The organism is Salinimonas profundi (assembly GCF_014750655.1).
Lineage (GTDB): Bacteria > Pseudomonadota > Gammaproteobacteria > Enterobacterales > Alteromonadaceae > Alteromonas > Alteromonas profundi_A.
In genome coordinates this window covers 34,988-54,231 of record NZ_JABBXD010000002.1, presented here as the reverse complement: position 1 = coordinate 54,231, position 19,244 = coordinate 34,988, and the positions used below count along the sequence as shown (strand labels likewise).

Below are 19,244 nucleotides of genomic sequence, written 5' to 3'. Positions count from 1 at the left end.
TGAAATAAACACGACCAAGATAAGGCAACACATCAGGAAACATTAAACATCACCCCAAGTTACTTGCCAGACAAATTTCATTACTGTATAAATAAACAAGTACTGTATATCTATAGAGTGTTTTTATGCTTGTTCAATTGTCTATTAAAAACTTTGCTGTTGTGCGGGAACTGACGGTTAACTTTGAACAGGGACTTACAGCAATTACGGGTGAAACCGGCGCAGGTAAGTCTATCGCCATAGATGCGCTGAGCTTGTGTCTTGGTGAGCGTGCGGATGCAGGCTCGGTCAGAAAAGAAGCCGCTAAGGCTGAAATCGTCGCGCATTTTGCACTCAACGGAAATACGGCGGCAATGGCCTGGCTGTCAGAGCATGAACTGGAAGCCGATGACGACGCGGAAAGCTGCTTCATTCGACGGGTAGTCTCTAAAGAGGGGCGTTCAAAAGCTTTTATCAATGGCGTCCCGGTATCACTGCAACAACTTAAAGGTTTTGGTCAGTTTCTGTTAGCGATTCACGGACAAAACACGCATTTACAACTGTTAAAAGATGATGTGCAGCGTAATCATCTGGATAGCTTTGCCAATCACAAGGCGCTGACGAGCGCTGTCAATCAGTCTTTTCAACAGTGGCGCGATGCGCAAAAGCAATTCCAGTTATTACAGCAACAAGCGCAAACCCGCGCTGACAGGCGTCAGCTGTTGGTCTATCAGGTTGAAGAACTGGACGACTTTGCACTGGCAGATAATGAATTTGAAGAGCTTGAAACAGAGCATAAAAGACTCAGCAATGGGCAGGCTTTACTGGAACAAGCCCAGACCAGTTTTTATAACCTGTACGAGAATGATGAGGGCAATGCGCTTTCGGTCATACAGAATAGTCTGGAGCGTCTCATCCAGTTACAGGAGCACGATGCAAGTCTCTCTCCGATTATCACCATGCTGAATGATGCGTCGATTCAGGTCGAAGAAGCGGCATCTGAACTTCGCAGTTATTGTGACGCGCTCGAAATCGATCCGCTCAGGCTCCAGCAAGTGGAAAGTCGCTATAGCAAATGTCTTGAGCTGGCCAGAAAGCACAGTGTTGAACCTGAGCATCTGTATGAGTTGCATCAGGCGTTGACGCAAGAGTTTAAGCAGCTGGAAGATGAAGATAACCAACTTGAGGCGATAGCCGTTGCACTTGAAAAAGCAAAAGCAGACTACATGACCGCTGCTCGTAAACTGTCGGACTCAAGAAATGATGCCGCCACCATTTTTGCTCAAAAGATAGAAACGCAGATACGCCAGATGAATATGGCGCATGCCACCGTGGTGGTCGATGTCTCGTTCAATGCCGATAAAACCCCCTCAAATCGTGGGCTGGATGAGGTAACGTTACTGGTCTCTACCAATCCGGGTCAGGATCCTGATCGACTAGACAAAGTGGTTTCAGGCGGTGAGTTATCAAGAATTGGGCTGGCTATTCAGGTATTGGCAAGTGATCAGAGTGCGACACCAACTATGATTTTTGATGAGGTCGACACCGGAATCAGTGGCCCGACTGCATCTATCGTAGGTGGTTTATTGCGTAAGCTTGGACAGCGCAGTCAGGTGATGTGTGTTACACACTTACCTCAGGTAGCTGCGCAAGCCCATAACCAGCTATTTGTAACCAAGCTTACTGATGGACAAAGTACTCAAACAATGATGATGGCGCTGGCCGAGCAAGAACGTGTTGATGAACTAGCACGACTGTTAGCGGGCGATAAGGTGACTGATTCGGCGTTAGCTAACGCCAGAGAATTACTGAAAAGTTCAGGATCGAACTAATAAGCGGTTGATTGGTCATAGTGGGGTGGGGTAGCATGCTCCGCATCAAAATTCGTATTGTCGGGGCAGTACTCCGCTTACGAGATCATAAAAAAGTAACTGGACCAGATTCTCGAATGAAGTTGTATCAATACCTACTACTGGCTGCGCTGACTGTGTCGACAGCGGCGTGTTCAAACTGGATTTATCGAATTGATGTCCCTCAGGGTAATTTTCTTGACGAACGTGATGTTAAAGAGCTGCGTAAGGGTATGTCTAAAGACCAGGTAATTTATGTTCTGGGCCACCCTGTCGTTGAAGACTCGTTCAATGATGATACCTGGTATTATGTATATGATATGAAGCGCGGAATGCGCAAGCGTGGAGAAGATTTCCAGAAACAGCTCATTCTGACATTTGATAATGATAGTTTGGTTACCGCTACCGGTGACTTCGATCTTTCAGAAGATTTTGAAACACCACTGGATCAATAATATTACTTAGCGTTATTGGGTAACCTGTTACGCGTTGAACAGGTTATGCTTCTCTACGTTTACCGTCGGCGCATAGCGTGATTAATCACAACAGCGCTTTTGCTGGTCCCATCCGGATGTTGAGGCGCAGTAACACGTTTGACCGCTTGCGCCGTGCCGATACGGACACTTTTCTGTATTAAACGCGATAGTGCTGGTCAACACGCACATTCACTGATACTATCGCGCCGCTCTGAACTGGCTTTAATTACGTTCTCTCTTTGCTTCTGCCGTTAGTCCCTCTAAAACAGAAACTTTCCGTTTTAAGCTAAATAAGTTTGTCTGACATCGCTATCATTTTCGTGTTTATAGCTCATGCGACAGGCGTTCTCTGCCTTTTGGTTTACAGGATTACTGTAACAGCCAATGGTAAAAGAGCGCGCCTTGGCATATTCACTGATGTTTAACGTGGTCACCATCATCCTGCGTATCCGGTATTGAGTTTTGTTATTTAGAGCAACTGTACACTGAATGTTAATTACACAGTCTACAGTCTGAAGTCGACGAATTACGGTGTTCTGTCTGTCGCAACAGGATACATGACTATTTTTTGAATGCGCCGCGTGCACATAACCGGCAAATTCTCTATTATTTTTGAGGTTTATATGTCATTTACCCAGTTGGGCTTGTCAGATAATTTAATGAAGGCCATTGAAAAACAGGGCTACCAAACACCATCACCTATACAGGAAAAGGCAATTCCTGTCATTTTATCAGGCAGCGACGTACTTGCTGCCGCACAGACCGGTACAGGTAAGACCGCGGGCTTCAGCCTGCCGGTTCTGGAGCGGTTAGGTAAGGGCAATCCACCCAAAGGCAACCATGTAAGAGCTCTGATCCTTACACCGACCCGGGAGCTTGCTGCTCAGGTGGAACAAAATGTCAGAGAACTCAGCGAATTTACGCCACTTAATACCACAGTGGTGTTTGGTGGTGTGGGTATTAACCCGCAGATGAAGCGACTTCGTAAAGGGGTTGATATTCTGATAGCGACGCCTGGCCGCTTACTGGATTTGCACCAGCAAAATGCTGTTAAATTCGACCAGCTCGAAACGCTGGTACTGGATGAAGCCGACCGCATGCTGGATATGGGGTTTATCCACGATATAAAAAGGATTATCAAATTATTGCCTAAGGCGCGACAGACACTGATGTTCTCCGCAACCTTTTCAGAAACGGTTACTGCATTAGCACAAACTCTTACCCGTGATCCGGTGAAAATCTCCACCACGCCGGCAAACACCACCGTTGATAAAATTGACCAACGATTAATCTCTGTAGATAAAAACCGTAAAATGCCGGCTTTGATTTCTATGGTGAAGCAAAATAAATGGAAGCAGGTATTGGCTTTTACCCGGACTAAACATGGAGCCAACCGGTTATCCAAAAAGTTAGATGCCGCGGGGATTCCCAGTGCTGCTATTCACGGCAATAAGAGTCAGGGGGCCAGAACCAAAGCGCTGGCAGATTTTAAATCTTCCGATATAAATGTACTGGTCGCTACCGATATTGCGGCCAGAGGCATCGATATCAGTCAGTTACCTGTCGTGGTTAATGTTGATTTGCCCAACACCGCCGCTGATTATGTGCATAGAATCGGCAGAACAGGGCGAGCAGGCGCTGTAGGACAAGCGTGGTCTTTGGTCAGCGCAGATGAATATCAACAATTAAAGGATATTGAAACGCTGATACAAACCCTGATTCCACGGGAGAAATTAGCGGGTTTTGAACCAGAATTATCCCTGGCAGAAACGCGGTTATCACCCCCTAAAAAGCCTAATAAACCGAAAAAGCCAAAGCGTTCATCCAACGCGCGCGGCGCCACAGATGATAAGAATGGCAGAGGTCGCCCAAACAAGCCCGTGACGCCTCGCCGCTCATCGCGCCACGCGTCTTCAACATAATGCTTCAGTCAAAAAAAAAGCCATGCAGATGCATGGCTTTTCTCTTTATAGGGGTAGTAAGGGAGGCGGCTGTCTTATGCCTTTCTTGCGCGGCCACACACAAGGGCGATTAAGCCCAGTACCATCAACCCCAAAGAACCGGGTTCCGGTACTGTGACGCTAACAGCATCAAGCAGATTGCCAGTGGAGCCGCTGTTTAATGAGGTAAAGGTAATCGTTGTCATATCAGATGAGGCTACAAATACGGTGTTAAACGTATTCCATTGACGTCTTGTCGTTTGCGTAATGACCTCAGAAAACAGCGTAGTGTCGCTATTTGCATCACTTATCACAATTTTAAACGATTCGCTCAGGTTGTCTCTGGCCGTGTGGGCAAAATCAAGCGCGTAAACCTGCCCTGCGTCAGATGCAAAGCTCTGGTAAAGGCTTTGATAACCAGAGCCATTTGAATTCAATTCAGCTAATTGTGCTCCGTCGAACGCGGCGAAATTGTTCAGATTGTTCCAGATTTCAATACCGGCTTCTGAGGACCAGCCATCAACCTGTGAAGAGTTGAATGATTTCCAGCCACCGGCGTTAACAGTATTGTTTTCAAAGCTACCATTTACAATCAGACTGGCATTGGCTGTTACGCTTGCTAGTAGCGCAATACCGCCAATAAATGATGCGATCACCTTCTTCATAACTTTCCTTTTTTAAACTGCGAATGGGGTGTAAAGACGGCATACATGCCCTCTCGGTTACACTACTGGAAGCTATGTTCGTGCCACATTGAAAAATATATTAACAATCAATAATATAGATATTATTCATACAACTTTATTACTAATTGTGTAAAAAATAATGACACATTGGTAGGTGATAGATCAGGTATACTCAGAAAATGCAGAACCGGGCGGGTGGGCTTCATTTTTTATTGAGATACAAAAGGTAGTGCCAGTCCCACGATCGCTTTCAATCCACGCCTTACCCTTATGTGCTTTCGCGACAAGTCTTACCAGGTACAAGCCTAGTCCCCAGCCCTCTTTTCTCTGATCTCTGCCGCCGGTGTGACGGGATAAAAATTCGAACATAGAGTTCTGTTGTTCTGGCTCAATATACGACCCTTCGTTGTGAACACTGATAAGAATCTCATCGGTGTTCTTTTCAAGCGAGAGCGTTATCGGGCTTTCTACACTACCGTACTTAATACCGTTAGAAATGAGGTTTTCTACAACGCGTAAAATAGACATGTGATCACACACGACATGAGCGGTTTCCAGCTCAGTGGCAAAGCGGATAGGATTATCATAGACTTCCTGCGCTTCATTCGTGGCAACGCCTAATTCTTTAACCATGTCTTTCTGTTCGAAGCGAAATGTCATGCCACGGCCAGCTTCAAGTTGTGTGGTATCCAGTAATTCACTAATAAGTTTCAGCGCCCTTTCAAGACTGCGCTTAAGTGAACCAAACACTTTATCAGAGGTTGAGAGTCCAAGTTCACCGATTTCCACATAACTTCTGGCGACTGAAATAGGGTTTCTTAAATCGTGAGCGATAACACTGATAAGTTTTTCCTGAACTTCGTCCAGTGAGTTAGCAAATTGTTGTGCCGCCTGCGCGCAGCTGGTTTCGATGAATCTGTCAATTATCTCAGCGGTGGTGAGGCAAAGGATGTTGTTATCATAAAGGCGACTTCGCAAAACCTGACGGAGCAGTGAGTATTCCTGGATAACCTGTGCGACCGTATAACGTGCTACCGACGCTCTGGAGCGGCCGTGTTCATCACTGTATTTCGCGTCAAAATCAATGTTATTGATTTTTTCGATGTCGCTGCCAGATTCCAATTCAAATGCTTTCAGCTCGGACACCAGGTTTGCCAGAAAATAGGGAAGATAATTTCTGACAATTAAATCCGGCGCGTTAGAAGCTGCTTTCAACTTTTCATTGGCAAGTTCTTCCCACTGAGCAAAAATCTGCTCTTTTTGCGCTTCCAGATATAAACCGCATTCCGTGGTATTAACTGTCAAAACTGTATCCTTCTTGTATAGAGTCAGGTTGCCTAACGTGCGATTATCAATCGTCTATTACTACTTATTTACAGTTAATTTTGATTAATTTCAACATGCCTGGTTCGGTAAAAGGCGGATATATTGCGATGTCGGCGTGCTGTTAATAGAGCTTTGAACCCCAGCTCAGTTTACTGCGCAAAACGTTAAAGTAATTGTAGCCTTTTGGATGTACCATCGACAGCTTATCCTTGCTTTTTTGAACACGAATTTCATCGCCGGGTAGCACGGGAAGCACGATATGACTGTCGCAGCTTACTTGCAAGCTATCAGAATTAGCCCGCGATACCCGCATCGAAATGGTACTGTTGGCGTCAACAACGATAGGACGACTGCTTAACGTATGGGGAAACATGGGCACCATAGTAACCGCATCCAGCCGGGGCATAAGAATGGGGCCGCCCGCAGACAGCGAGTAGGCAGTTGATCCTGTCGGTGTTGACAAAATAAGTCCGTCAGAGCGCTGACTGAAAACAAATTGTTCATCAATGTAAATTTCAAATTCCATCATGTGCGCCACCTTTCCATGGTGTAAAACCACTTCGTTCACTGCGGTGTTGCTGCTTTTAAGCTTTTCATGCCGATATACGCCTACCTCCAGCAAAAAACGTTGCTCTGCAATGGCCTCGCCGGCAAAGATAAGATCAAGCTGTGAGGTAATATCATCCGGATGAATATCAGTCAGAAAGCCAAGATTACCGCGATTAACACCGACTACGTGAATATCAAATCGCGATAGTACTCTGGCTGCACCAAGCATACTGCCGTCACCACCCACCACCACCGCAAGGTCGGCATGCTTACCAATTGCCACAAGATTCTGCGCTTCAAGGTCTGGCGCGTTCAGTTCCTGCTGGATGTGCTCTTCAAGCAGGACCGTACAACCTCTGGCCTGGAGGTAGTCGATAAGGTGCTTAAGACTGGTGAGGGTTTCGGTGTGACCGGGTTTGCCGATAAGGCCGACCGTTTTATAGGGCATGGTATGCTAATGTCCCTGGCATCTGCGATGGTTGGGACATTAGCACAAAAATAAAGATAAATGAAAGCGTTAGCGGGCGGTCCAGCCGCCATCCAGTACCATTGTCTGGGCGGTAATATTGCGGGCCACATCACTTATGAGAAAGCGCGCTGTACCGGCCAGTTCCTCAATACTGATAAAGGCTTTTTTCGGCATCGGCTTTAACATGATTTCGTTGATGACTTCATCTTCACTGATACCATTTTCCTTTGCCTGATCAGCGATCTGCTTCTCAACTAAAGGTGTTTTAACATAGGCCGGGCAGAGCGTATTAATGGTGATATCTGCATCAGCGACTTCCAGCGCCAGTGTTTTGGCAAAGCCTAGTAAGCCATGTTTGGCAGACACATAGGCCGACTTATAGGGCGAGGCAACCAGAGAATGTATAGAGCCTACATTGATGATCCGGCCAAAATTTCGTTCCCGCATACCCGGTAAGAATGCCTGACTGAGTAGGGCGGGGGCGACCAGCATAATATCAATAAGCTGCTGCCATTTTTTGGCGGGAAAATCTTCTAGCCGCGACACATGTTGTATGCCTGCATTATTGATAAGAATATCAATTTTCAGGGTATCCAAACGCTTTGGCAGCGCCGCTACGGCGTCTGCATCAGTGACATCTACAGCAACCGCGCTGGCGTTTAATTGCTGATCAATGAGGCGCTGTGCGGCCTCGTTAACAGCCTGTTCATTGATATCCGCAAGGACCACATGATGGCCATCTTTTGCCAGGTTTTCTGCAAGACCGAAACCAATGCCACTGGCTCCACCGGTTATAAAAATTGTATGTGACATTATGACTTATCCTGTTTATCGGTTTTTGCAAATGACGCTATAAAGGCGTCTACAGCCTGAATCTGAGCACCCTCTCTGGTGGCATAATCTGCACCGGTATAGCCCCACCAGTCCCAGCATCCCTGGGGGTTTAAGGGCATAAAGAGCGACTTTTTCGTTTGCGGATAAATAACCACAAGGTTATTACTGTCAGCCCAACGGTTAAAGCCAGCATTATCTACATACGCTTTACCCACTTCATCAGCATACTGGTTACAGCCGTGAAAGCTCACATGCACCTGACAAGCCTCGCCTGTTTTACAGCTTTCAGGCACGTAGGCAAAACCTGTTTCGGCCAGCGTGTCTGCATTGGACCCGCCAATCTCTTTTTGATTGAACGAAACCACCTCACCCGATAAGGTTTTTGCGGGCGGCTTTAGCGCACCGAGTAAAAAAGAAAGTGCCTTGCCAGCTGCATCATAATCACAATCTCCGATATAGGGCGCGGCAGAACTGTCACAGGATACACCACTGTTTACGGTGGGTAACAGATGACCGAACGGCTTGTCTTTTACATACTGGATATCGCCACTGGTCAGCCAGCCCTGATATTGTTCATACAGTGATGCGGTGACAGTCTGTGCCACCCGCTTATCGCGGGTGCCATGAAATAACCAGACGCGATCCTCACTCAGATTAGATAATGGTGCTATTTTTCCCTGCGCGGCCCATTCCTCAGCGCGTTTAGAAAAGGTCTGTAGCGGAATCGGCTCTGATTTATCCACGCAGGCACCCAGCGCGATAGTGATATCGTTTCGCGCACAATAGTAGGGGCCTGCACTAACGATCGCTGCGCCGCTGACCTTATCACTGTGGGCAATATGAAACTGATTCGCCATGTATCCGCCGGAGGACAACCCGGAAACGGTGATATTGTCAGTATCAATGTTCATTTGCTGACACAGGGCTGAAGCGCTGTACAACGCCAGTCCCAGTGTAATCACGTATCCCTTCATGGTTTCCTCACTTATCATCATTTAAAAAGGATTTGAGTTTCTCGCCTTGCTCCTGGATATCAAGCACACCCTCAAGGTGACCCAGGTTGCCTTGTAATTCTGCATAGTGACTGTTTTTTCCTGCTTTGCGTAACTGTTCATAAGTACGGGTAGAGAGGTACGGCATAAGCAGCAAGTCGTTGGCGGCAGGCATAAACAGGGTTTTGGCCTTGATTGTTGACAGGCCTTGCTGCAGGCTGTCTTTGTGTCCTGCCACGAATAGCTGGCAGGCTCTGACCAGATAAAGCAAGTGATTGGCATCCATTTTATCAGCACGGCTTCGGGCGCGCTGCTCAAGCCAGTTAACGATGGAATGGCTTTGACGAATATCTTCCAGCGGGGCCGGTTCTACCGGCTGATAATCGATCGAGTTGCCCTGTTGATTAAAAAATGCCGGATGTAACGCCTGCTGGGTAATCAGCATCAGTGCGGATACCAGCCCTTCTGTAGGCGGCTCTTGACGGGTGTAATCGCCATCGTTCCAGTTTTTATCCAACCGAATAGGACGCGCCCAGTGCTCCAATGCAGCGGTTGTCCAGGCATCGCTTTGGCCGCTGCCGATAACCGATACCATTCTGGGTACCCACTGCGGATAAGCACTTGCCCAGTCGATAGCTTGCATCGACCCCATCGACGGACCAATGACAGCATGTAATTTGCGGATACCCAGACTTTCCAGTACCGCTTTTTGTACGTTCACAAAGTCACGGATAGTGACAACAGGAAAATCGAGCCCATACGGTTTATTGGTCTCAGGATTCACAGATGCCGGTCCGGTTGTGATGACGTTGTCATCGTACGCAGAAAGGTTAGCCAGTGAATCCACACTAATGACAAAATACTTTGATGTATCAATGGGCTTACCCGGGCCGATGATGGCATCCCAGTACCCGGGCTGGGCATCATCCTCATGATATTTACCGGCAGCGTGGGAAGAGCCGGAAAAATAATGCGTAATTAAAATAACATTATCTTTTGCTTCATTCAGTTCGCCATAACTTTCCCAACCCACGGTTACCTCAGGCAGTACTTTACCCGAGAACAGGGCAAACTGTTTGGTTGTAAATGTTTGCTTTTCGACCAGGGGCAGGGCGAGCGCCGTATTACAGCAAAACAACGCGATGAGCATTATACGGGCAGCGAAATGTGTTTTTGCGATCATGAAAAATTCCTGTTTTAAGAAAGCGTAAACATCGTAATGGCCATCGCCAGACCGATGAGCGGCGTAATGACAGTCAACGCAGCGACGGGTCCATATGCAGCCTGATGTGTCTCGTGACAGATAGCCCGGATAGTGGTAACAACATAGCCGTTATGGGGTAATGAGTCGAGTGCGCCTGATGAGATGGAAACAATCCGGTGCAACTCCTCCGGCTCTACGCCCTGATCCAGATAATGCGGTGCCACCAGAGGCAGTACGATGGCTTGTCCGCCGGACGCAGAGCCGGTCAGTCCGGCAATCACACTTACTGCAATGGCCGCGCCGATGAGTTCATTTCCCGGAATTTGGGTCATCAGGTCGACGGTGCTCATAAACGCATCCGTATTTTTAGCGATACTGCCGAAACCCACTACCGCTGCGGTATTGCCAATTGCTACCAACGCACCTGTGGTGCCCAGATTGATGGCGCCAGGTAAATTCTGAAAATGCTTATAGTTGACCAGCATCAGCGTCAGCACACCGCCGCCGAGGGCTACAATCAACGCATATTGCGCGATAGTATCGTGTAGAAAAAACGAGAGCAGTAATACTACAACAAGGGGGATGAGGCCGGTTGCCGGATTAGGATAATCGCGCTCAGGAATATCCGGGTCATGATCGCGTGCTTCAAAATGCTCTCCATTGGCGACAGCCTTGCCAATCATACGTTTGAGCCACCAGTAACCAAAGCATGCCATAAAGATTGCTACCACCAGACTGACTTCCCAGGCTGCAAAGGGTGAGGTGCCCAGATATTTGATGGGGATCCAGTTTTGAATCTCCGGGGAACCGGCAGAGGTCATCGTAAAGGTGACTGAACCAAACGCCAGGGTCGCTGGGATAAAGCGGCGCGGTAAGTTCGCGTCTTTAAACAAACTCAACGCCATAGGGTAAACAGAAAACGCAACGACAAACAGACTCACTCCACCATAGGTTAGAATCGCGCAGGCCAGCACGACCGCCAACACAGCATGCTTAAAGCCCAGCTTATCGACAATCCAGCGTGCCAGAGAGTCCGCAGCGCCGGTGTCTTCCATGAATTTGCCAAAAATGGCTCCCAGCAAAAACATAAAAAACCAGGCGGCAATGAAGCCTGAGAAGCCACTCATGTAAAGCGTGACAAAATTACTGTCGCCGCTAAACAGGGGGATGTGATTGGTAACTGCCACAATTAATGCACATAACGGGGCGGCTATAAATAAATTCATGCCCCGGATAGTCAGAATAATCAGCAATACCAGGCCCAGCAGCAGGCCAGTCATACTCAACATAATGCGTTTCCTTTTATTTGTTCTGTGACCGCAGAGCCTCAAAGGAACGTGATTATTCTGCCGACAGAGGGCTGGGTTTGACATAGTACGATGGTACTACGTACTAAGGTACTAGATACCTTAAGGAAAAAAGGCTTTAGATTAGATTTTGACCGCATCCTTTAAGAAAGCGAATTCTAAAGATAGAGACAATAATAGGGACCTGTTATGAAACACACCCAGATAAAATCGCTTGGTTTTAGTCGTACACTCTGCGCGGCTGCTGTAGCAACTGCCTTTGCCTATACGCCGGTCACACTGGCACAGGAAGACAACGCCGATGAAGAGAAGGGCAAGTTAGAAAGAATTGAAGTCACTGCACGTAAAACGGTGGAAACCTTACAGGAAGTGCCGGTAGCGATAACCTCCATCGGCGCGGCTGAGCTGACGGAAAAAGGCATCAGCGTACTGACCGAAGTACAACAGTTTTCGCCCAACACCACATTGCAAACCAGCCGTGGGACAAACTCGACACTGACCGCTTTCATCCGCGGTCTCGGTCAGCAAGACCCATTGTGGGGGTATGAGCCGGGCGTCGGTATCTATATTGATGATGTCTATGTTGCTCGTCCTCAGGGCGCGGTTCTGGATTTACTGGATGTACAGCGCATTGAAGTGCTGCGCGGACCGCAGGGAACCCTGTATGGGAAAAACACCATCGGTGGCGCAGTAAAATATGTGACCCGCGAAATGACGGGCGAGCCGCAGTTGAATGTTCAGGGCACTGTGGGCAGTTATAGCCAGCGCGACATTAAGGTCACCGGTCAGTATCCGCTCATTGATGATACGGTCTATCTGGGCTTTGGTTATGCCAATCTGAATCGTGACGGTTTTGGTGAATACCTGATTTTATCGCAACCTGGTCAGGATAATGAAAACTACAATAAAGATTTATGGGCGGCACGTCTTTCTCTGGAAATTCATGCCAGTGATGACTTATTTTTCCGCCTGGGCTGGGATAAAACAGAAGACGACTCAAATGCAAAAGGCGGATATCGCCTACTTCCCAGCCTGCGGACTGACGCGCCTCAACCCGACTCGGTGTTTGATTCTTATTCCAGCCTTCCTACCACTAACAAGGTTGAGTTAGACGGATATAGCTGGATGGCGCGCTACGATATTAACGACGCCATGCAGGTCAAGTATATCGGTTCGCATCGGGAAAGTTACTCACCCACTAATATCGACTTTGATAATACCCAGCTGGATATCTTTGATGTACCGGCCATCTATGAAGATGAGAATGACACCCACGAATTTCAGTTTAATTATACCGGCGACAGCATGACGCTGGTCAGCGGTCTGTACTATTACGATGGTGAGTCCTGTGGTGTCTTTGATGCGGTGCTGGGTGTGTTGGGCAGAGACTTTGCCGCAGCAGGCGTTTTCCCGGAAGGCACCACTGGCTTTACCCGTGAAGTGTCAGGCTGTAACAACAGTGAAAGCTGGGCCGGGTATGCGCAGGTCAATTATGATGTAACCGATAAGTTATCGTTGTCATTAGGTGCACGCTACACCGATGAAGAAAAACAGGCAACGGTCAATAATGGTACTGTTCTGTACAACCTGTATCCTGAGAGCGGCTGGGTTGACGGGTTTGTCAGACCCGACATGGTACCCATTCCACAGGTGCTGGGCACAGACACCGACGGCGACGGCGTACTTGATGCACCAGCGACCGAAAGCTGGTCACGCTTTACACCTCGGGTAGGCATTGAATATCAGTATTCCAGAGACATGATGTTCTTCGCCAGTTACGCACAGGGCTTCAAATCAGGCACATTCAACCCGCGAGCCACGACCAATGAGCCGGGTGTTGATCCTGAAATTGTTGATTCTTTTGAAATTGGTATGAAAAGCGACTTAACCGACCGATTCAGACTGAATACCACGCTGTTCAGCTACGACCATCAGGATCGGCAGTATATTGGCATAGAAGGCAATTCGAACGACCCGACGGCGCTGCAACAGCGTCTGCGCAATGCGGCTGAAACGTCAGCGAAAGGGATAGAGATCGAGGCTACCTTTGTGGCCACTGACAACCTGTCCTTTGACGTTGCTTACGGTTTCATCGACTTTGAAATTGAAGAGAATAATGCTGTGCCACCGCTCATCGGGCTTGCCAGCACACCGGAAAATACGCTGAATGTGGCCGCCAACTATGCCATGGATACCCAATATGGCTTCTTTACATTCAATGCGAACTATTATTACCGGGATGAATATCTGATTTTCGAAACCAGTGACCTTATTCAGCAGGATGCCTATGGCATGGTCAACCTGAGTATGAACTGGGAGAGTGTGGAAGGTAACTGGTACGGAGGCCTGCATCTGAAAAACCTGACCGATGAAGAATATATCGTGGGAGGGTATGACTTTGTGACCCAGAATGAAGATGGCAGCTTCGGCCCGGGCTTGGGTAACGACACCACGCTAATCAGTTATTACGGCGATCCCCGTACCGTTCATTTAACTGTGGGCTACCGTTTCTAATACAACCGCTTCAACATTTGTTGTCTTAGGCAGGGTCACACCTGCCTTTTTTTGTTTTCTCTTGCGGGTTTTCATTTCGTTGATATAGTAGTAACAACTTTGCAACCTGTTGTTCTTTGCTTATGTCCACGCCTGTTCTTATCGCTGATGATCATCCGTTATTTCGTGCTGCAATGAAACAGGCAGTTTGCGGCGTTGTCGGTGAAGCTATTCTGGAATCCTCCACATTGGCGGAAACCCTGGATACCCTGGCGGCAAACCCCGAGGTTGAGCTTCTCTTTTTAGATCTCAACATGCCGGGTACCACGGGCCTCAACGGGTTGGGAGAGCTACTGAATCGTTATCCGGATATACTCACCGTTGTGGTATCTGCGCAGGATGAGCCGGCGCTTATCCGGCGGGTTATGGATATCGGCGCCTGCGGTTTTATCCCAAAGTCCACCCCGCTGGATGAAATAACCTCTGCTGTTGAAAAAATCATGCAGGGCGAAAACTGGTTGCCCGAGCATGTGCAAAACGACACTCTCCAGCCTGAAGCTGTTGAGCAAACCCGTTTTGCGCACAACCTCGCCCAGCTTACGCCACATCAGTACACCGTGTTAAAAATGCTGGCAGCCGGGCTGCTCAATAAGCAAATTGCATTTGAGCTTTCTATTTCTGAATCTACGGTTAAGCAGCACGTTTCCGCTGTTTTACGCAAGTTACAGGTAGTAAACCGTACCCAGGCGGGTGTCCTGTTTAATCAACTGGTAGCTGAACACTAATTGAGTAATCGCTTAATCGCGCGCTTCAAGGCCAGCGACTTGACGGGTTTAGGTAAATAGTAAAGCTGTGCGGTGGCTGCAATCTCCTTGATATTTTCGTCTCGTTTAGCCGTATTTAATATACCGGGTACAGCATGCTGCCATCGCTCACGTAAATGCAGGGCAACGGATGTCCCTGTCTGCTGGTTACTCAGATGATAATCCACCACCATCAAAGACGGGGGCGCAGAGCATGCTGCCAGCGCAGACTCCAGATTATCTGCCAGCAGTGTCGTAGCGCCCCATTGTTCCAGCGTCAGCTTCATGGCTTTGGCCACGTCAGGATCGTTTTCAACAATCAGCACCGATTTGTCTACCAGAAATTGTTCCGTACATGAATTTGACTGTTCAACACTGACTGGCGGTGAAGGTAGATTCACCGGGCGGGCTACTCGTGGTAATGTCACGGTAAATCGCGTGCCTTTTCCCGGCATTGAATCCAGTCGGATAGGGTGGGCGAGTAGCTGGCTTATGCGGTCAACGATAGTCAGGCCCAATCCCAGCCCGGGATTGTTTTCATTGGCGTCCAGCTGATGAAACTCAGTAAATACTTCCTGTTGTTTTTCCGGCGCGATACCGGTACCGGTATCACATACCCAGATGGAAACAGTATTATCCGCACATCTTCTGACGCCAACCAGCACGGTTCCTGAGTCTGTATAACGAATTGCGTTGGAGACCAGATTCTGCACAATACGCCGCAGCAAGCGCTTATCAGAATGAACGTACACTGATGTCTGCGGATAATTAAGCGTCAGTCCTTTTTGACGGGCAATGACAGAAAATTCCTGTACCAGTGGGGTCAGCACATCGTTAAGCGCAAAGCAGGATACTTCCGGTATCATCACCCCGGATTCCAGCTTTGTCATATCCAGTAGCATAGAAAGGAGCGTTTCGGCACTGTTTAATGATGAAACGACACCCTGGCTTAATTCTTCCAGCGCCGTGCCGGTTGTACGTTGAGTCAGTAGAGAAGCAAATAAGGTGGCAGCATTAAAGGGCTGCATCAGATCATGCCCTGCAGCAGCGAGAAACCGCGTTTTACTTTCATTGGCGCGTTCAGCATCATTTCGCGCCTGTTGCAATTCTTCGGTGCGTTGCCTGACTCTGTCTTCCAGTGCCAGCTTTGAATTTTCAAGGGCTTCCTGAATCTGGATGTACTCGGTAATGTCACTGTAGGTGGTAACATAGCCACCGCCGGGTAAGGGACTGCCATTAAGCTCGATGACTTTTCCATCTGGCTGGCGGCGAATATATTTATAGCGGGTTCCTTCTTGCATAAAGGCAATGCGCTTGGCGATCTCATTGTCGACGTTATCACTGTCTCCCAACAGCCCGCGTTTAGCGTTGTATTGCAGCAATTGTTCAATGTGCATGCCGGTTTCAAGCACGTCTGCGGGGTAATCAAATAACGCTTCGTAGCGTTTGTTCCATGCCAGCAGACATAATTGCTGATCCAGAACACTGATGCCTTGATGAATATGTTGTACTGACGACTGTAGCACTTCGTGATTAAACTGAAATGACATTGAAGCTTCTTCGACCCAGTCTACAAGATCGGGGAGTTCATGGTGTCTGGTTTCTGCCAGTGCACTTAACAGGACGCGGGCACCCGGTGTTCCTACCTGATTTGCCAGCAGCCGCTCGACCTTCTGCAGTAACCCGGCACTGGCATAGCCCGTGCCCGCCGCGCTGTTGCCCGCAAGCTGCTCGCTGAGCTGCTGTTGTTCTTGTGGCTCTAACACCCGCTGTGTTAATTGCATCAGGTTGGCCACCCGAATCATCAACGCCGGTGTTTTGAGCGGCTCTTCATCATGAACGGTGTGGCGTGATGACGTCATGATGCTGATAAGTACCAATGTCACTACGTTTACCAGCAAACTAAGCACGAAGCCTCCGGCTAACTGGCTATCACTGGGCGCGGGCTCAAAGTAATAACTCGATAGCAGGCTGGGGTAAAGCACCCAGGCCAGCCAGCCGGCGAAACCGGTCAGTATGGCCATATAGGCGCCGGTAACAGTACTGCGCTGCCAGTACATGCCTAATAACATTGCCGGCAGCATCTGACCCAGCAGGGCAATAGCAATAATGCCGCTTTTGACCAGTGGCGCTGACTGACTGACATTCAGGTGATACCAGTAAGCCACCGATAGTACCACTAGTACGGTAATGCGCCGGATAGTAAGAATGCCGCTGGCTTTCATCGTACTTACTGAGCGTTTTTTCAGACGTATAGTCAACCAGAGTGGTGTAATCAGATTGTTGGCAATCATGATGCCTAGCGCCAGTGTCGCCACGATAATCATACTGGTGGTGGCAGAGAGCCCGCCAATAAAGGCCGCCATTGAAACCGGCAGGTTTGACTGGGATAACGGTAATGCCAGTACAAATTCGTCTGAGCTAATGACTGCGGTGTCCAGCAGCATCTGCCCGGCCAGCGCCAGCGGCAAAATAAATACAGTCATACTCAACAGGTATAACGGAAACAGCCAGCGAGCCGTGCGAAGCTCGCCATCACCGTTACTTTCGACAAAATTCATATGAAATTGTCGGGGCAGAACAAACATGGAACACACGCCTAACAGCACATGCCCCAGGTAAACCCATGGCGCATTGTCAGCATAAAGAATGTCGCGGGATGCCGGGTGCTGCGCAGCCTGTGCCACCAGATCCAGGGGGCCGTCGAACAGGACATAACAGGCAAACAGGCCGACGACAGATAATCCAATCAGCTTGAGCACAGACTCAACGGCGATAGTGAGTAATAACCCAGGGTGCTTCTCTTTGAGGCTCAGGCTTCGGGTGCCGAATAAAATGGCGAACAGTGCCATTAAAGCAGCAACGTAGATGCCAACCGTGTTAAGACCCTGTCGGGCGTTCGGCGCCAGCAAGTTAATGCTTTTGGTTATCGCATCCAGCTGTAAGGCAATGTAGGGGATCACGCCGATAAAGCATATCGCTGTGATAACAGCGGCAATGAGGTGTGAACGCTGGTAACGAAGCGCGATGAAGTCAGCCAGCGAGCTGATGCTGTGCTGCTGGCAAAGCCGGTTTATGCGTAATAACACCGGAAACATAAACATCATTACCAGTATGATGCCAGCGTAGGTGGGTACCACCGCCCATCCAAACTGTACAGCTTGTGTGGTGGTGCCGAAAAATGCCCATGATGTGCAGTGAACGCCTAATCCCAGGCTATAGAGAATCGGATGCTGTTGATTGGCCTTCAGGTACTTGTCACCTAAAAAAGCGACAATGAACAAAAACGTCAGATATCCCACCACGATGGCGCCGACAGTCCAGATACTTAGCATGGTTTTTATAATTAAACGAGTTACCAGACAATAACATACCGCAAGTTGACCGCGCTTCACAGGTAACAGTAAGGGAAATCTTATAGGTAACCCTTGAAGCTGCTCAAACAAACCCCATTACTAAGCCCACACGCAGTTCAGCACTGACTGAGCAAAAGATTAAATAACAAAGTTTTTTGCATACAGGGGCTGGAAAAATCACTGAACGACCCTATTGAAGGGGTAACGAAAAATTGCCCTGAATATTTAGTTGGAGGTAGGCATGAGCGAAAAGCGCGACGAGCAGGCGCAGCCAGAAAATGACGCTGAGATAACCGCAGAAAACGTGCAGGAAGAGGCACAGGAAATTCCGGTTCAGGAAGGTGAGGTTGTCAGCGAAGAAGAAGCCGCTGCCGGTGATGATGACGCGCAGCAACGCATCTATGCACTTGAAACAGCATTAAGCGAAGCGGAAGCAAAAATCAAAGATCAGCAGGAAGGCGTTTTACGGGCCCGTGCTGATATGGAAAATGCGCGCCGTCGTGCAGAAGCTGAAGTTGAGAAGGCGAGAAAGTTTGCGCTGGAGCGTTTCGCGGGTGAGCTACTGCCTGTAGTAGATAACCTGGAACGCGCGCTTGAGGCTGGCGACAGCTCCAACGATGCAGTCAAACCTTTGCTTGATGGCGTTGAAATGACACAAAAATCATTTATCAGCACCATTGAAAAGTTTGGCGTTAAGACTATCGACCCACAGGGCGAAGCTTTCAATCCTGAATTGCATCAGGCCATGGCGATGCAGGAAAGTGCAGACCACGAACCGAATACGGTGATGACGGTCATGCAGAAAGGTTACGAATTAAATGGTCGTCTGTTAAGACCGGCCATGGTGATGGTGGCACGCGCACCTGATAGCGGCGTTGACACCAAAGCCTGATAAATAAGCAAAACTTTTTGCTGTTGAGTATTGAAAAGTGGCGGAAATAACCCCACTAAAAGTGCAGAAATTACAGAACATATTTTCG

General features: G+C 48.5%; 14 protein-coding genes. 6 read left to right on the top strand and 8 right to left on the bottom strand.

The window, feature by feature from the left end:
* The first annotated feature begins 125 nt into the window (after window positions 1-125).
* From recN to HHX48_RS04650, 3 genes are all read left to right on the top strand, one after another.
* Complete coding sequence (gene recN / locus HHX48_RS04660; RefSeq protein WP_191022712.1) at window positions 126-1,811, top strand: DNA repair protein RecN; 1,686 nt, start codon at window positions 126-128, stop codon at window positions 1,809-1,811.
* 116 nt (window positions 1,812-1,927) lie between these two features.
* Entirely contained in the window at window positions 1,928-2,284 is a 357-nt protein-coding gene (locus HHX48_RS04655) for an outer membrane protein assembly factor BamE (protein WP_191022710.1), read from the top strand.
* Between the two features lie 644 nt (window positions 2,285-2,928).
* Window positions 2,929-4,227, top strand: coding sequence for a DEAD/DEAH box helicase (locus HHX48_RS04650; RefSeq protein WP_191022708.1), 1,299 nt, complete (start codon window positions 2,929-2,931; stop codon window positions 4,225-4,227).
* A gap of 74 nt (window positions 4,228-4,301) precedes the next feature.
* Here the strand turns inward: HHX48_RS04650 and HHX48_RS04645 are convergent, their stop codons facing one another.
* The 7 genes from HHX48_RS04645 to HHX48_RS04615 form a co-directional block, all read right to left on the bottom strand.
* Window positions 4,302-4,910 (bottom strand): DUF642 domain-containing protein, encoded by a 609-nt coding sequence (locus HHX48_RS04645; RefSeq protein WP_191023657.1) that lies wholly within the window; start codon window positions 4,908-4,910, stop codon window positions 4,302-4,304.
* 183 nt (window positions 4,911-5,093) lie between these two features.
* The gene (locus HHX48_RS04640) at window positions 5,094-6,236 is read right to left on the bottom strand and encodes a sensor histidine kinase (RefSeq protein WP_191022706.1); all 1,143 of its coding nucleotides are present in this window, start codon (window positions 6,234-6,236) and stop codon (window positions 5,094-5,096) included.
* A gap of 142 nt (window positions 6,237-6,378) precedes the next feature.
* A complete protein-coding gene (gene nadK / locus HHX48_RS04635) occupies window positions 6,379-7,254 on the bottom strand; it encodes an NAD(+) kinase (protein ID WP_191022704.1) in 876 nt (291 codons plus the stop codon).
* A 69-nt stretch (window positions 7,255-7,323) separates the two neighbouring features.
* Entirely contained in the window at window positions 7,324-8,091 is a 768-nt protein-coding gene (locus HHX48_RS04630) for a 3-hydroxybutyrate dehydrogenase (RefSeq protein WP_191023655.1), read from the bottom strand.
* The gene (locus tag HHX48_RS04625) at window positions 8,088-9,083 is read right to left on the bottom strand and encodes an extracellular catalytic domain type 2 short-chain-length polyhydroxyalkanoate depolymerase (protein WP_191022702.1); all 996 of its coding nucleotides are present in this window, start codon (window positions 9,081-9,083) and stop codon (window positions 8,088-8,090) included. The genes HHX48_RS04630 and HHX48_RS04625 overlap by 4 nt, the downstream gene beginning before the upstream one ends.
* A 7-nt stretch (window positions 9,084-9,090) precedes the next feature.
* Window positions 9,091-10,251, bottom strand: a complete 1,161-nt coding sequence (locus HHX48_RS04620; RefSeq protein WP_223858108.1) for an E22 family MetX-like putative esterase — start codon at window positions 10,249-10,251, stop codon at window positions 9,091-9,093.
* Window positions 10,252-10,298: 47 nt separating this feature from the next.
* Entirely contained in the window at window positions 10,299-11,594 is a 1,296-nt protein-coding gene (locus HHX48_RS04615; protein WP_191022698.1) for a GntP family permease, read from the bottom strand.
* A gap of 207 nt (window positions 11,595-11,801) precedes the next feature.
* On the opposite strand from HHX48_RS04615, the gene HHX48_RS04610 reads away from it, so the two are divergent.
* Together HHX48_RS04610 and HHX48_RS04605 are read left to right on the top strand one after the other, a co-directional pair.
* Window positions 11,802-14,126, top strand: coding sequence for a TonB-dependent receptor (locus HHX48_RS04610; RefSeq protein ID WP_191022696.1), 2,325 nt, complete (start codon window positions 11,802-11,804; stop codon window positions 14,124-14,126).
* A gap of 122 nt (window positions 14,127-14,248) precedes the next feature.
* The gene (locus HHX48_RS04605; RefSeq protein ID WP_191022694.1) at window positions 14,249-14,890 is read left to right on the top strand and encodes a response regulator transcription factor; all 642 of its coding nucleotides are present in this window, start codon (window positions 14,249-14,251) and stop codon (window positions 14,888-14,890) included.
* Here HHX48_RS04605 and HHX48_RS04600 read toward each other — a convergent pair.
* On the bottom strand, window positions 14,887-18,243 hold the full coding sequence (locus tag HHX48_RS04600; protein WP_191022693.1) for a PAS domain-containing hybrid sensor histidine kinase/response regulator: 3,357 nt from the start codon (window positions 18,241-18,243) through the stop codon (window positions 14,887-14,889). The genes HHX48_RS04605 and HHX48_RS04600 overlap by 4 nt on opposite strands.
* Window positions 18,244-18,505: 262 nt before the next feature.
* Between HHX48_RS04600 and grpE the strand changes: the two genes are divergently transcribed.
* The gene (gene grpE / locus HHX48_RS04595; RefSeq protein ID WP_191022692.1) at window positions 18,506-19,156 is read left to right on the top strand and encodes a nucleotide exchange factor GrpE; all 651 of its coding nucleotides are present in this window, start codon (window positions 18,506-18,508) and stop codon (window positions 19,154-19,156) included.
* The last annotated feature ends 88 nt before the right edge of the window (window positions 19,157-19,244 follow it).